The following is a 15,090-nucleotide window of genomic DNA, read 5'->3' as shown; positions in this document are numbered from 1 at the left end:
TGCATCTCAATGTGCTCGGTATGACTGACGCTTATGCGTGCTGACCGACCACAAAGCCCGAGCTCCATGCCCACTGGAAGTTGTAACCGCCCAGCCAGCCGCTCACGTCCATCACCTCACCCGCAAAATACAGGCCTTTGACCTTTTTCGCTTCCAAGGTTTTCGATGACAGCTCATCGGTGTCCACCCCGCCCAATGTCACTTCGGCCGTACGGTAGCCTTCGGTGCCATTCGGCGCGATACGCCATTGATGGAAGTAGGTCGCCATCGCCGTGATATCTTTCGGGTTCAGCTGCTTGAGCGGACGATCCTCCACATCCCCACGGGCCATCAGCGCTTCAATCAGACGTTTTGGCAACAGGCGAGACAGCGAGTTCTTCACGCTCTGATTCGGGTGCTTGTCACGCATTGCATTCAGCGTTTCAGCCAAATCCAGATCCGGCAGCAAGTCGATCGTCACCGCCTGACCCGGCGTCCAGTAAGAGGAGATCTGCAGCACCACCGGCCCCGACAGGCCACGGTGAGTAAACAGCAAGTTTTCTTTAAACGTGGTGCCGTTTTCCGCTTCCATCACCACCGGGATCGCAATGCCCGACAGATCCGACAGCGCGTCTTTATCGGCGGTATGCAGGGTAAACGGCACCAGACCGGCCGTGGTTGGGACACGTTTTAAGCCAAATTGCTCAGCGATCTGGTAACCAAACGGGGTCGCCCCCAGCTTTGGCATCGACAGGCCACCGGTCGCCACCACCAGCGATTCACACGTCACGGTATCGGTGTTGATCTGCAGCTGAAAGCCACTTTCTGTCTGTTCGATACTGTGCACATCGGCCTGATAGCGCTGTTGTACCGTCGGTAAATCACACTCGGCCAGCAGCATGCTGACGATGTCTTTGGCCGACTCTTCACAGAATAACTGGCCGTGCTCACGCTCTTCAAACGCGATACCGTGCTTGGCCACCATGGCGATGAAATCCCACTGGGTGTACTGCGACAACGCCGATTTGACGAAATGCGGGTTACGGCAAACGTAGTTGTTTGCGGCCACATCGTAGTTGGTGAAGTTACAACGGCCGCCACCGGAGATCAGGATTTTACGGCCGGGCTTTTTGGCATGATCCACCACCAGCACCTTGCGGCCACGCTTGCCCGCTTCGGCGGCACACATCAAGCCTGCAGCACCTGCACCAATAATCACTACATCAAATTTTTCTGTCATTACATCACCGCTGTCGGTTGGAATCATCCTGCTGGCCCATCGCCAATAAGAAGCGACAAAAAAGGGATGCGGTGGCGTCAGCCTGCATCCCTCTTCTGTGTGTCTGGCACCCTGCCAGCGCGCTAATTTTAACCGCCCCGCTCGCTGAATACCAATGGATTATTCGCCCACCACCGACTTCACGGTGTCGACCACAGCGGGCTCCGGTGTATCGAATTGCAGTGTCGTCGTCGGGAAGGCAAAGTCTGCGCCATGCTCTTTGACAATCTCCACAATTTTCAACATCACATCCTGCTGCACTTCTTTATATTCCACCCAGCCCACGGTTTTAGTGAAGGTGTAAACAAGAATATTCAGGGAGGAAGGCCCGTAGTTATCAAAGCTGACAATCATGGTTTGCGTGGTATCGATATCATCATGCAGGGTCAGCATGGCTTTGATGTCTTTCACCACCCCTTCCACTTTCTCTGCATCCTGATAGCGTAAACCGACCGTTTGCTTGATCCGGCGATTGGTCATGCGCGACGCGTTCTCTACCACAATCGAACTGAATACGGAGTTCGGCACATACAACGGCCGTTTATCAAAAGTGCGGATCATGGTGACACGAAAACCGATTTGCTCCACCGTGCCTTCGATATTCCGGTCAGGACTGCGGATCCAATCCCCCAGCTGAAACGGACGGTCAAAGTAAATCATCACCGCGCCAAAGAAGTTGGCCAGCAAATCTTTCGCCGCCATACCGACAATCAGCCCCCCGACACCACCAAAGGTCAGCACCCCAGACAGGCTCAGCCCGAGGTTTTGCATCACCGCCAAACCACCGATCACAAACACAATCAGGCGCAGCACTTTGGATACGGCGGTAATGGTAGTGACATCTTTGGCCGTGCGGCTGATCGCGGCTTCAGCATTACTGATCAGACGCAGCAAGATCCAAATGACCGTCCAGACCAAGAAGAGATGGCGCAATACGGCCAAGAAAGCCGCTGAGTGGGTCGAGGTATTTTCAATCACGACCCCCAGCGAGAACGCCGCCGGCCACAGCCAGATCAACCAACTGATTGGACGCCGAACAGCCTGAACAAGGGCGTCATCCCACATCAAACGGGTTTTCTGGGTCACCTGTAACAGGTGGCGAGTCAGCAGCAACCATGCCGCCCACAACACGGCGCTAAACAGCAGCAATACGCCAATGTTGGTGATCCAGTTCTGGCTCACACCCTGCTGCAAAGCATGCCACCAATGGTAAAAATGAGTCATAGCAACCCTATGGTTAATCACACAAGGCTGCTAAAGGTAGTGTGCGGCTCGTCAGATAGCAAGCGCGGGGCGGATCAATCCGGCTAAATACCGAGGTAGGCCACCACAAAAATGGAAACGATGAAAAGCATCAGGTACGAACTGGCGAGGATGAAGAGCTTGCGGACTTTCACGCATTTTTGCATGAAGACCGGATCGTGGTGATTCTGGTATTGCTCACTGCGGATATAGTGGAAAAGGCGGATCTGTTTGCTGACATTGCCTTGCGACGAGAAGAAGCCGCGACCGTCGACTTGTTGGTATAAGAGTGGATCACATTCACGCATCACCGCCAACAACGTGCGCAACGTGCTGACATAGCGTGAAACGTTCACAACAGCGACCACAAACAGTGCAAGAAGAAGTGCATCACCACTAATCATATGAGCCCCCGAACAACGTGACAGGTGACTGGCATGACCGTGGTGAAAAGGGCATGTCACCATGCCCTCAGGACGGATCAGCCAGCCGTCGTATCCATAACGGATGTAGATTCAGCTTTAGCCATAGCTGCTAAATCTTTATCGATGAAGAACAGTGCCTTACCATCTTCACCCACTAACTCGATCTTATCAAGAATGCCTTTAAACAGTTTTTCTTCTTCGTGCTGCTCTGCCACATACCACTGCAAGAAGTTAAACGTCGAGTAGTCTTGCGCGGTGAACGCCGCATGCGCCAGTTTGTTGATCTTCTCAGTGATCAGCTGCTCATGCTCGTAGGTCTCACGGAACACATCACCCAGTGAGGCAAACTCGTGCTTTGGCGCCTCAATCGCCCCCAGGATAGGCAGCGAACCGGTTTCACTCACGTAAGTGAACAAACGCTGCATGTGCTGCATTTCTTCGGCAGCATGCAGACGCAAAAATTCAGCGGCACCTTCAAATCCTTTGTCTTCACACCACGCACTCATTTGCAGGTACAAGTTAGAAGAAAAGAATTCCAAGTTGATTTGCTCGTTGAGTTTCTCAACCATTGCTTGCGCTAACATCGTACTACTCCTATTTATTCTAGTGTATACCCAAACGGCCTCAAGGTGCGTAATTCAATCATCCTCACCCCGCATAAAGCCCCTTGGGTATCCCTTGAACAGGTTCCATTGTTACGCCGCCCCTGTGAGAATGCAACTCAACGCCGAGGATTCACTGCCGACAGGGGCGCTTTTTCAACTCTCTGACGGTAAATGGAAAAACAGGAAGAAATCACAAAGAACTTCTTCACTGCAGCACGCCATTGCCCGCTATCAAGATGCGATCGCGGTAATATTTTTTCTGCCCGCACGGTGCTAGCATGCAATAAACACCGCACGGTCAAGGAGTGCATACTATGGCTTACAAACACATCTTGGTCGCTATCGACCTTTCTCAAGAGAGTCAGCTGATTGTGAATAAAGCAGCCGATCTCGCCAAAGCGCTGGATGCCAAACTGTCACTGATCCACATTGACGTTAACTATGCCGAACTGTACACCGGCCTGATCGACATCAACCTGTCTGAAGCACAGCACCGTATGGCTGATGAGGCCCAACAACAACTGCGTACACTGGCGGAAAAAGCGGATTACCCGGTTTCTCACACGCTGGTTGGCAGTGGCGATTTGAGCGATGAGATCTGCCATGCCATTGATGATCTGGATATCGAATTGGTGGTCTGCGGCCATCATCAGGACTTCTGGAGCAAAATCTTGAGCTCTGCCCGCCAGCTGATCAACCGCTCACCGGTCGACATGCTCATGGTGCCGCTCAAGTAAGGCAAACCCGCAGCAACAACACCCTCATCGGCCTCATCCTGCCGGTTTGATCACTGCCGCCAAGTGTCATCCGCCTTGGCGGTCTGTTTCATCCCGCTCTCTTGCTTTCTCCTAGCTACGCCGCGATCCCTCGACCTGATCACTTTCATCGCCCTTTTCACTGCAACGATCTGTGTTGTCGTGGCCACTGCCATCCTCACCGCCGCTGGATCGCTCGAGGTTTATCACGCTCCCTACGATTGCACATAGGGCGCGTCAGCAAATTCCGTTACACTCGCGGCTATCTATTTTTACTTTTCGGTTCACATTATGGGATATCTTTCTGCTGTCACCCTGCTTTGGGCCTTTTCCTTTAGCTTGATCGGGGTGTATCTGGCCGGTCAGGTGGACGCCTGGTTCTCGGTGCTCACCCGCGTAGTGCTGGCTGCACTGGTCTTTCTGCCCTTCTTGCGTCGTCAGCATCTGCACTGGCGCCTGGCGCTCAAACTGATGGTGGTCGGGGCCTTTCAGCTAGGGATCATGTACTGCTTCTATTACCAATCTTTCCTGTACCTGAGTGTGCCGGAAGTGCTGCTGTTCACCATCTTCACCCCGATTTATGTCACCCTGATCTATGACATGCTGCACCGCCAGTTCTCGGCGTGGTACCTCGCCACCGCCGCCATTGCGGTTCTGGGCGCGGCGGTGATCAAGTTTGAAGGGATCAACGAAGATTTCATTCTGGGCTTTTTCATCGTACAAGGCGCGAACCTGTGCTTTGCCATCGGCCAGGTCGGCTATAAGCGCATTATGGAGCAGGAAAAAGTGGATTTGCCGCAACACACGGTGTTTGGCCTGTTCTATCTGGGGGCAATTGCCGTGGCCCTGCCGATGTTTGTGCTGTTTGGTGATACCAGCAAACTGCCGGCCACGACGACCCAATGGGGCATTTTGATTTACCTGGGCACCGTCGCCTCAGGCTTGGGCTACTACCTGTGGAACAAAGGGGCCACACTGGTGAACGCCGGCGCCTTGGCGATCATGAACAATGCCTTGGTGCCTGCCGGACTGATTGTGAACATCGTGATTTGGAACCGGGATGTGGATTATCCACGTCTGATCCTCGGCGGCGTGATCATCTTATTCTCGTTGTGGTTTAACGAGCACTGGGTGAAAAAACACACAATGCGGGCGCAACACTCGGGCTAGTTCACACCGTGTTAACATTTTGGCCGCTGTGCATTGCGCTTTTGCTGGGCAGCGGCCAAGGTATCCCTTGCATCACAAGGAGGGAACCATGCGCCACACCACACTATCGACGACCTTACTGGCAGGCACCTTTAGTCTGCTGCTCGCAGGCTGTAGCAGCTCATCCGCCCCGACGACAGACAGTGCTTCAACAGCCCCTGCCCAGCCCTTAGCGGCAGCCGCCTCTTTGGAGGACGACGAGATCATCTGCACCAGCCGCAAAGCCACGGGCAGCAACTTCAAGAAAACCCGTTGTGTGACGAAAACCGTGTATGAACGGGAAGCCGAATACGCCAAGGATGAGCTGCGCAAATTCAACCGCTCCAAGCTCAATCACTAAGCGGCACAACCCACACAAGCAAAACAACAAAAACGAAAAAGGCGAGATCACCGATCTCGCCTTTTGTTTTGGTTCTGTAAGCTGAGTATCCGCCGGAACATCAGGTTGCCGCAGGATCCTCGCAGGGCATTAGGGTCATCGCTCCGCTTTCATCGCTTTTCCCCGCCCCTAGTCCTCGCGACTAAATAAACGAGAACGCATCCGCAAACATGCGCTCACGTACCGCGCCTTTTTCTGCCGAGAACTGCTCACGCGCCGCGCCGGCCATCTCAAAGCGGCCACACAAGTAGATATCGTACGCCGACAGGCTGACGAAATCGTCGCTCACCGCTTCCAGTACATTACCCACTTTGCCCTGCCAGTCTGCCGGCGCACTTTCGACTACCGGCACATACGTCAGGTTGGTGTGCGCTGCCGCCAACGCTTGCAGCTCATCGTGCGCATACAGCTGACACAGATCGCGGCCGCCCCAGTACACAAAGATCGGCTGTGACACGCCACGACTCAGGCAGTTATCCAAGATACTGCGCACGTACGAGAACCCGGTACCACCCGCGATCAACAACAACGGCTTGTCGCTGTCATCACGGATCCACGCGTCCCCGTGTGGGGCTTCTACGGTCACCGTCCCGCCGTTTTCCAGTGCTGCTTTCATCGCTTCCACCACTTCCATGGCGTAAGCGTTATGCTCGGCGGCGCCGATATGCAGCTCCAACTCGCCTTCACGGCATGGGCTGCTGGCAATGGAAAACGGACGCTTGTCTTTCTCGCCCATCACGGCCAACAGGTATTGGCCGGCTTTAAACGCCACCGGCTGCGAGGGGGTCAGCAAAATGCGGTAGGTATTACACGCCAAAGGGGTCACTGACTTTACTTCACATTGAATCGACATTCTTTTCCTCTACGCTAATGCAAGCACCAAGTCACTTTCCGCCACCGCCTGACAGGCGAAGATCCAGCCCTCTTCCTGCTCTTTCTCTGTGAGCATCGGTTCGAGGTCATAACGGATCGTCCCGGACAGTTTGCGGCACAGGCACATGGCACAGGCCCCAACCTGACAACGGTTCGGAAAAGCAATGCCTGCGTTGAGCGCAGCCTCTAACACCGTTTGTTCACCGTCGGTGGTGAACGTCACGTCGCGAGGCAACAGGCGCACTTGATACCGTTCTTGATACATGGTTTTTCTCTTGGCAGGCGCGTTGCCTGCCGCTTTATTCATGGTCGATACTGCTAACGGCTACGCCTTAGCAGCGGATACCCAGTGAGGGCCATAATGCATCGATTTTTGCCACCACCGCCGGATCTTTACTGATTGGCGTGCCCCATTCACGAGGCTTATCGCATGGGTGACTGTGGGCGTCGCCGCTGGTCTCACTCGGCCATTTATTGGTGGCATCCCAGCCCATGCGTGAGCCGCCGTGCGCATCACGTACAATGACGCTGTCGCGGCCCGGATCCATACGGGTGGTCACGGCCCAAATCACATCATTCCAGTCTCGGCCGTTCACATCTTCCGCATCACACACGATCACCATGCCCAATGCGGAGGTATCACCGGCTGCCGCCCACATACGGGTCAACACATCCGGCCCTAATCCGGCCTCGGTTTTCTTGACCGTGGCAACCGCCAGCTTGCCGGCGCCATCCGGCAGGTACAGATCCACCACTTCCGGACACGCTTCACGTACTGCAGCGATCAGGGCGTCAGCGGCCATGTCAGCCTTTGGCATATCGGTTGCCGAGGCATGGCCGCCCAAGGCGATTTCCGCGTCCCACTTACGGGTCGCATCCAGTCCCATTTTCGAGCCTAACCCCACCACCGGCGACGCAAAGTCGAGCGAGTCAATTGGCGTGCTGTCGATGATCAGGGTATCGCGTGCCGGGGCGAAATTGGCCGTCATCGCGCTGACCACACAGCCCCAGTCACGGGCATTAACGTCTTCATCACACACCAGCACAAACTTGGTATACATGAACTGGCGCAGGAAGGACCACACCCCCATCATCACGCGCTTGGCATGACCCGGGTACTGCTTTTTCATGGTCACCACCGCCATGCGGTACGAGCAACCTTCCGGCGGTAAATAGAAGTCGGCGATCTCCGGAAATTGCTTTTGCAAAATCGGCACAAACACTTCATTCAATGCCACACCCAGTACAGCCGGTTCATCCGGCGGACGACCGGTATAGGTACTGTGATAAATCGGCTTGTTACGCATAGTGACATGGGTAATGGTGAACACGTGATGGCGTTCTACCTCATTGTAATACCCGGTATGGTCGCCATACGGCCCTTCGTCGGCAAACTCGTTCGGATCAATGTAGCCTTCCAGCACAATTTCCGCACTGGCCGGTACTTCCAGATCGTTGCTCAGGCTTTTCACCACTTCGGTCTTACGGCCGCGCAGCAAGCCGGCGAACGCGTATTCCGACAAGGTGTCCGGCACGGGGGTCACCGCGCCTAAAATCGTCGCCGGATCGGCCCCAAAAGCCACGGTGACCGGGAACGGTTCGCCCGGATGGGTTTCCATCCAGTCACGCAGATCTAACGCGCCACCTCGGTGAGCCAGCCACCGCATGATGATCTTGTTCTTGCCGATTTTTTGCTGGCGGTAGATCCCTAGATTCTGGCGTTTCTTGTGCGGCCCTTTGGTGATGGTGAGTCCCCATGTCAGCAGCGGTGCCACATCCCCCGGCCAGCAACTCATCACCGGGATCTTGTCCAAATCCACCTCGTCACCTTGCCATACCACCTCTTGGCAGGGCGCATGACGCAGGCGTTTAACCGGCATATTCAGCACTTGCTTGAACAACGGCAGCTTATCAATAGCATCACGGAAACCGCGTGGCGGCTCAGGCTCTTTCAGGTAAGCCAGCAGCTTGCCGACCTCGCGCAAATCGCGCACGTCTTCTCGGCCCATGCCCATCGCCACCCGCTCCGGCGTGCCAAACAGGTTAGCCAGTACCGGCACGTCATAGCCGACCGGGTTTTCAAACAACAACGCCGGGCCGCCCGCGCGCAAGGTGCGATCACAAATCTCAGTGATTTCCTGATCCGGATCGACCGGTTGCGTGATGCGTTGCAACTGACCCTGCTGTTCCAGGTAGTCTATAAACTCTCGCAGATCCTTGAATTTCATCGCTTACCGTGACCTATCCTACTACATACGACGATACGCAGAAGCCGGTGGGCCACTGCGTAAAGACAATCATTCTCGGGTTATTATAACGACTTGTTAACGTCTGGATAGCGGAAAATCGAGGCACGCCGCAGTAATCGCGTTATTGGGAAAGGGCGGTTTTGATGTTTTTCTGCAGCACCTGATTGCGGCTGGCACCCACCAGTTGTTCTAACCAACTCAGGTAGCCATGACGGGCTAACTCTGTCGCCACCAGCGCCCCATCGGTGACATCCGCCAGTTTGTCACTGAGAAAATCCTGCGTCTGGGACGGCAACGGGTTCACCGCCACCAACGCCCGGTACGCCACGATTTTCAGCGACGGGTTAATGGTGGCCGCCATCAGCTGCTGGGTGGCCTGCGGATCCGGTGCGAGCTGCGCTAGCCGGTTCAGCTCGGCCAGGCTGTACTGATCGCTGCGACGACGCCACAGCAGGTGGTACACCCCGTCATCGCCCGAGGCCGCTGCTAATGCGGCGATCACGGCATTATCCGGTAACCACAACAGCGCCTTATCACTGGTGAACTGGGCAGCCAGTTGTGCCACCGCCTGAGCCGAGAGCCCCGGCAACTGAGCCAGCAGAATGTCCCGTTGCAGAGCTTGGGTCGTCAAATCGCCCGCCAGCCATTCAGACAGCACTAACTCGCCACGCTCGGCTTGTTCGCTAAAGGTTTGGGCTTTGAGCATGTCTTCCCAGCGTTTCACCTGACTGCGGGCTTTGGTGCCGTAATGAAAGGCCGTCTGGGTAACTTGGTAGCCATCGCCCTGCTCCACCACGGTAAATAACGGTTTGCGCAGGGCTTGGGCCTGCAGCCAGTTGGCTTTGTACTGATCCAGCACCGGATGTGCTACCGCATGATCCACCAGCAGCGCACGCACCGCTTCCTGCTTCAGCGCCGGTAATTGAGACAAGTTAAATTCCAACGCGCGAAAGTCGTTGTGATCATAGAGGGTCGCCAGCGCCGCCGCACGGGCCTGACTTTGTGAAGAGGCCAGCACCTCTGTCACCGCGTGTGGGGTGATAGTGGTCACCGTGACGTCGGTCGCTGGAACGCCAGCCGCCGGGACGCCGGCCGCACTGGCCATCGTGATGTGTGTCGCTAACCATCCTATTAGCATGCACTGTCCTAGTCGCATGTCACCTCCTTGGTGAAAAGGAAAAAGAGGAACGCGAATACCGTCCGGGTATTCGGTGCCTTGTTATGATCACGATCAATTGAACAACGCACAATAGGATTATGCCCTACTTCAGACAATAAAAAACGCCACACAAGGTGGCGTTTTAGAAACTGTGAAGTCAAACCGTGTGGATTAAGACTTCTGACGGCGCATCGCGTCGAAGAACTCGTCGTTGGTCTTAGTCATCGACAGCTTGTCGATCAAGAACTCCATGCTGTCTGTTTCACTCATTGGGTGAACAATCTTACGCAGGATCCACATCTTCTGTAGTTCGTCGGCTTTAGCCAGCAGCTCTTCACGACGGGTACCAGAGCGGTTGAAATCAATCGCAGGGAAGACACGCTTCTCGGCAATCTTGCGAGACAGGTGCAGTTCCATGTTACCCGTACCTTTAAATTCTTCGTAGATCACTTCATCCATCTTAGAACCGGTATCAACCAGTGCCGTTGCGATGATAGTCAGGCTACCGCCTTCTTCTACGTTACGTGCCGCACCGAAGAAACGCTTAGGACGGTGCAGGGCATTAGCATCCACACCACCGGTCAGTACTTTGCCTGATGATGGGATCACGGTGTTGTAAGCACGTGCCAGACGGGTGATAGAGTCCAGTAGGATCACCACGTCTTTCTTGTGTTCAACCAGACGCTTGGCCTTCTCAATCACCATTTCCGCCACTTGTACGTGACGTGATGCTGGCTCATCAAAGGTAGAAGCAACCACTTCACCCTTCACAAGACGCTGCATCTCGGTCACTTCTTCCGGACGTTCATCGATAAGCAGTACCATCAACTCACACTCTGGGTGGTTGTAAGCAATGCTCTGTGCGATGTTCTGAAGCAGCATGGTTTTACCCGCTTTTGGCGGTGCCACGATCAGACCACGCTGGCCTTTACCGATCGGTGATGCCAAGTCCAGTACACGTGCCGTGATGTCTTCGGTTGAACCGTTACCACGCTCCATGCGCATACGCTCGTTCGCGTGCAGCGGCGTCAGGTTTTCAAACAGGATCTTATTACGGGCGTTGTCTGGCTTGTCGTAGTTCACCTCGTTCACTTTCAACAATGCAAAGTAACGTTCACCGTCTTTAGGCGGACGGATTTTGCCTGAAATGGTGTCACCAGTGCGAAGGTTGAAGCGGCGGATTTGACTAGGAGAGACGTAGATGTCGTCTGGGCCGGCAAGGTAAGAACTGTCTGCTGAGCGGAGGAAGCCGAAGCCATCTTGAAGGATTTCTAGAACACCGTCACCGAAGATGTCCTCACCACTTTTTGCATGCTGCTTGAGAATCGCAAAGATGATGTCTTGTTTTCTCAGACGCGCTAGGTTTTCAAGGCCCAAGCTTTCGCCAAGCGCAACCAACTGTGAAATAGGTTGGTTCTTCAGTTCAGTCAGATTCATAGTGGTGGGTTTCTTGTCAGTCAAAATCGGGGTTCTATATTAGTTGAGATAAGGTTGACCAATGGGGCTGGTCAAGGAATGAACAGATGTACAAATTACGTGCAATAAGTTAGCACTAAAGATATCTTCCGTCTAGCATAGACGGTTGTCAAACCATGCACAACTATCAATTGTGCATGGCTTGAATAAGAGAGGCTTACAGGTTCGCGTCGAGGAACTCTTTCAGCTGGCTCTTGGATAGTGCACCTACTTTGGTGGCTGCAACACTGCCGTCTTTGAACAACAATAGTGTTGGGATACCACGAATACCGAACTTAGGTGGTGTGGCTGCATTCTGATCGATGTTTAGTTTACCGATAGTCAGCTTACCTTCGTACTCGTCTGCGATTTCATCAAGAATTGGGGCAATCATTTTACAAGGACCACACCACTCTGCCCAAAAATCGACTAGCACAGGGCCTGCAGCAGTAATCACATCGCTTTCGAAACTTGCGTCTGTCAGCTGCACAATCTTGTCGCTCATCTTCCACTCCAATGGTTGATTTTCATAGCTGATTTGATTTTAACCAGCAAATCGTTGCCCTATTTGAATGGAATCCGTTTCGTATTGCAACCCTAAGCTGATATTCTATACGAATGAAGACGACTCATATCACAGAGCAAAAATTTGCCGACCTGGGGTTAGAACCACAGGTTTTACAAGGATTGGAAGCCAAAGGTTTCCATAATTGTACGCCGATCCAGGCGCTGGCATTGCCGGTAGTGCTCTCCGGCCGTGACATTGCGGGTCAGGCCCAAACAGGCACAGGGAAAACCCTGGCTTTCCTGACCGCGACTTTTAACCATCTGCTGCTAACGCCAGCGAAAGAGGATCGTAAACAGAATCACCCTCGTGCCATCATTATGGCACCTACGCGTGAACTGGCTATCCAAATTTACAACGATGCGCAGCCATTACTGGAAAGCACCGGTCTGACCGCAGGCCTGGCTTACGGTGGTGAAGCGTACGAGAAACAACAGAAAACGCTGGAAGCGGGCGTGGATATCCTGATCGGTACTTGTGGCCGTATCATCGATTTCTACAAGCAGCGCGTGATTGACCTGCGTTCTATTCAGGCCGTGGTACTGGATGAAGCCGATCGTATGTTTGATCTGGGCTTTATTAAAGACATCCGCTTCTTGTTCCGTCGCATGCCAGTCCCGACTGAGCGTCTGAACATGCTGTTCTCTGCGACCCTTTCCTACCGTGTGAAAGAGTTGGCGTTTGAACACATGAACGACCCGAAAAGTGTTGTGGTAGAGCCGGAGCAAAAAACCGGTCACCGTATCCAGGAAGAGCTGTTCTACCCGTCTAACAACGACAAGATGCGCCTGCTACAGACGCTGATTGAAGAAGAATGGCCAGATCGCGCCATCATCTTTGCTAACACCAAGCACCGTTGTGAAGACATCTGGGCTCACCTGGCGGCAGACAAACACCGTGTTGGCCTGCTGACTGGCGATGTGCCGCAGAAGAAGCGCGTACGCATTCTTGAGCAGTTCACCCAAGGTGAAGTGGATATCCTGGTAGCAACCGACGTCGCTGCCCGTGGCCTGCACATTCCGCAGGTAACGCACGTATTTAACTACGATCTGCCAGACGACGCAGAGGACTACGTACACCGTATCGGCCGTACCGGTCGTGCAGGCGCCAGTGGCCATTCGATCAGCTTTGCCTGTGAAGAATACGCTATCAACCTGCCGGCGATTGAAACTTACATCGAGCACGCGATCCCATTGTCTAAGTACAATGCCGACGCCCTGCTTGACGATTTACCTGCGCCGCTTTTCGTGCCGCGTGCCCCTCGTCAGGGTGGCAACCGTCGCAACAGTGGTGGCTCATCGCGTCAGGGACAGCCGCGTCAACGTAACCGCCGCCGCCCGTCGCAGAACAAAGCGCAATAACCCAAAGCTGAATAACTGATAGATATGCCCATGGAAAGAACCGTATCCCCGTTGTATGCCGCCATTGACCTTGGCTCCAACAGCTTCCACATGTGGATCGTGCGAGAGTTTGCCGGCAACGTGCAGACATTGGCCAAGATCAAACGTAAAGTGCGCTTAGCCGCCGGACTCAATGCCGAGAACGTGCTAAGTGATGAAGCCATGCAACGCGGCTGGGACTGCCTGAGCCTGTTTGCCGAACGTCTGCAGGACATTCCGGCCGGTAATATTCGCATTGTCGGCACCGCCGCGTTGCGCACCGCCGTCAATGCCGAGGCCTTTCTTTCCAAGGCAGAAGCGATCCTTGGTTATCCGGTCGATATCATTCCGGGTGAAGAGGAAGCGCGCATTATCTATCAAGGGGTCGCCCATACCTCTGGCGGCAGCAGTAAGCGCCTGGTGGTCGATATTGGCGGAGCCAGTACCGAGGTGGTGATTGGTGAAGGCTTTGATGCCAGTGCCCTGACCAGCCTGAAAGTGGGCTGTGTGACCTGGCTGGAGCGCTATTTTAAAGATCGCGCCCTGACGGCAGCCAACTTTGATGCCGCCATCAACGCGGCCAAAGCGGCCATTGCACCGATTGTCAGCCAATACCAGACGCTGGGTTGGAAGACCTGTGTCGGCGCCAGTGGCACCGTGCAAGCGCTGCAAGAAATCATGCTGGCGCAAGGGATGGATGAAATCATCACCCTCGCCAAACTGAAGCGCCTGCAACGTCAGGCGATGCAGTACGAGCGTTTGGAAGATCTGGATATCGAGGGCCTGACCCTTGAGCGTGCCCTGGTCTTCCCGAGCGGCCTGTCGATTTTGATCGCTATCTTTGAGTCGCTGGAGATTGAATCGATGACACTGGCCGGCGGTGCCCTACGTGAAGGCATGGTGTATGAAATGATGCACCAGATGCGCCATCACGATGTGCAAGCCCGTACGCTGCAAAGCCTGCAGGCACGCTTCCAGCTGGATCGCACCCATGCCGATAACGTGGCAGACACCGCGCAAGCCCTGCTCAACGCAACCGCGTCAGCATGGCAGCCGGAACCGCATGCGGCCAACTTACTGCATGCCTGTGCCGCGCTGCATGAAATCGGCACCATGATTGAATTCAAACAAAGTGGCGACCACGCCGCTTACCTGATCAATCACAGTGATCTGCCGGGCTTTACCCGCGCGCAGAAATTCCTGATCGCCGAACTGCTGCGTCGCTTCCGCGAGCAACTGAGTCCGCTGCCGATGCAACATGCGTTGCCCGGCGACAGCGCCACACGCCTGCTACGCCTGCTGCGTTTAGCCGTGTTACTGTGCCACCGCCGCGACAAAGCCAAGCTGCCTCCGTTCACGCTGACAGCCCAGCACAATGCGTTGACCCTCACCCTGCCGGCAAGCTGGCTGGCGGCGAACCCGCTGACCCACGCCGAGCTGGAACAAGAAGCCGAGCGTCAAACCGACATGGGCTGGCCACTGACGTTAATTGCCAGCGAATAATCCCACTCACGCTGAGTGCGGATCCCCAAACAAA

At 54.6% G+C, this 15,090-nt stretch carries 15 protein-coding genes; 5 read left to right on the top strand and 10 right to left on the bottom strand.

All coding sequences use genetic code 11. From position 1 onward, the window contains the following. Positions 1-31: 31 nt before the first annotated feature. The 4 genes from ABT58_RS07210 to ftnA all read right to left on the bottom strand — a co-directional run bounded on the left by ABT58_RS07210 (position 32) and on the right by ftnA (position 3,509). Positions 32-1,219 (bottom strand): BaiN/RdsA family NAD(P)/FAD-dependent oxidoreductase, encoded by a 1,188-nt coding sequence (locus ABT58_RS07210; RefSeq protein WP_047873769.1) that lies wholly within the window; start codon positions 1,217-1,219, stop codon positions 32-34. Positions 1,220-1,378: 159 nt separating this feature from the next. Beyond that, on the bottom strand, positions 1,379-2,482 hold the full coding sequence (locus ABT58_RS07205) for a mechanosensitive ion channel family protein (RefSeq protein ID WP_047873718.1): 1,104 nt from the start codon (positions 2,480-2,482) through the stop codon (positions 1,379-1,381). 83 nt (positions 2,483-2,565) lie between these two features. Then, entirely contained in the window at positions 2,566-2,904 is a 339-nt protein-coding gene (gene uspB, locus ABT58_RS07200; protein ID WP_047873768.1) for a universal stress protein UspB, read from the bottom strand. Between the two features lie 77 nt (positions 2,905-2,981). Further along, a complete protein-coding gene (gene ftnA, locus ABT58_RS07195; RefSeq protein WP_047873717.1) occupies positions 2,982-3,509 on the bottom strand; it encodes a non-heme ferritin in 528 nt (175 codons plus the stop codon). A gap of 335 nt (positions 3,510-3,844) precedes the next feature. Here ftnA and uspA point away from each other — a divergent pair, with 335 nt between their 5' ends. From uspA to ABT58_RS07180, 3 genes are all read left to right on the top strand, one after another. Continuing rightward, positions 3,845-4,267 (top strand): universal stress protein UspA, encoded by a 423-nt coding sequence (uspA, locus tag ABT58_RS07190; RefSeq protein WP_047873716.1) that lies wholly within the window; start codon positions 3,845-3,847, stop codon positions 4,265-4,267. 309 nt (positions 4,268-4,576) lie between these two features. Next, entirely contained in the window at positions 4,577-5,455 is an 879-nt protein-coding gene (locus ABT58_RS07185) for a carboxylate/amino acid/amine transporter (RefSeq protein ID WP_047873715.1), read from the top strand. 88 nt (positions 5,456-5,543) lie between these two features. Continuing rightward, on the top strand, positions 5,544-5,834 hold the full coding sequence (locus tag ABT58_RS07180) for a hypothetical protein (RefSeq protein WP_047873714.1): 291 nt from the start codon (positions 5,544-5,546) through the stop codon (positions 5,832-5,834). Positions 5,835-6,015: 181 nt separating this feature from the next. On the opposite strand, the gene fre is transcribed toward ABT58_RS07180, so the two are convergent. The 6 genes from fre to trxA all read right to left on the bottom strand — a co-directional run bounded on the left by fre (position 6,016) and on the right by trxA (position 12,114). Next, entirely contained in the window at positions 6,016-6,726 is a 711-nt protein-coding gene (gene fre / locus ABT58_RS07175) for an NAD(P)H-flavin reductase (protein WP_047873713.1), read from the bottom strand. A 9-nt stretch (positions 6,727-6,735) separates the two neighbouring features. Beyond that, positions 6,736-7,011: a 2Fe-2S iron-sulfur cluster-binding protein gene (locus tag ABT58_RS07170; RefSeq protein ID WP_047873767.1), complete on the bottom strand. Its 276-nt coding sequence runs from the start codon at positions 7,009-7,011 to the stop codon at positions 6,736-6,738. Positions 7,012-7,078: 67 nt separating this feature from the next. After that, positions 7,079-8,974 (bottom strand): 4-hydroxy-3-polyprenylbenzoate decarboxylase, encoded by a 1,896-nt coding sequence (gene ubiD / locus ABT58_RS07165; RefSeq protein WP_047873712.1) that lies wholly within the window; start codon positions 8,972-8,974, stop codon positions 7,079-7,081. Positions 8,975-9,116: 142 nt separating this feature from the next. Beyond that, a complete protein-coding gene (locus ABT58_RS07160; protein ID WP_156168815.1) occupies positions 9,117-10,151 on the bottom strand; it encodes a hypothetical protein in 1,035 nt (344 codons plus the stop codon). Positions 10,152-10,325: 174 nt separating this feature from the next. Then, positions 10,326-11,591 (bottom strand): transcription termination factor Rho, encoded by a 1,266-nt coding sequence (gene rho / locus ABT58_RS07155; RefSeq protein ID WP_047873711.1) that lies wholly within the window; start codon positions 11,589-11,591, stop codon positions 10,326-10,328. 196 nt (positions 11,592-11,787) lie between these two features. Then, a complete protein-coding gene (gene trxA, locus ABT58_RS07150) occupies positions 11,788-12,114 on the bottom strand; it encodes a thioredoxin TrxA (RefSeq protein ID WP_047873710.1) in 327 nt (108 codons plus the stop codon). 113 nt (positions 12,115-12,227) lie between these two features. Here trxA and rhlB point away from each other — a divergent pair, with 113 nt between their 5' ends. Beyond that, on the top strand, positions 12,228-13,535 hold the full coding sequence (rhlB, locus tag ABT58_RS07145; protein WP_047873709.1) for an ATP-dependent RNA helicase RhlB: 1,308 nt from the start codon (positions 12,228-12,230) through the stop codon (positions 13,533-13,535). A gap of 30 nt (positions 13,536-13,565) precedes the next feature. After that, positions 13,566-15,056: a guanosine-5'-triphosphate,3'-diphosphate diphosphatase gene (gene gppA / locus ABT58_RS07140; protein ID WP_047873708.1), complete on the top strand. Its 1,491-nt coding sequence runs from the start codon at positions 13,566-13,568 to the stop codon at positions 15,054-15,056. Positions 15,057-15,090: the final 34 nt, after the last annotated feature.

The sequence above is a fragment of the Photobacterium aphoticum genome, assembly GCF_001029435.1.
Classification (GTDB): domain Bacteria; phylum Pseudomonadota; class Gammaproteobacteria; order Enterobacterales; family Vibrionaceae; genus Photobacterium; species Photobacterium aphoticum.
This window is presented reverse-complemented; position numbering and strand designations above follow the sequence as displayed.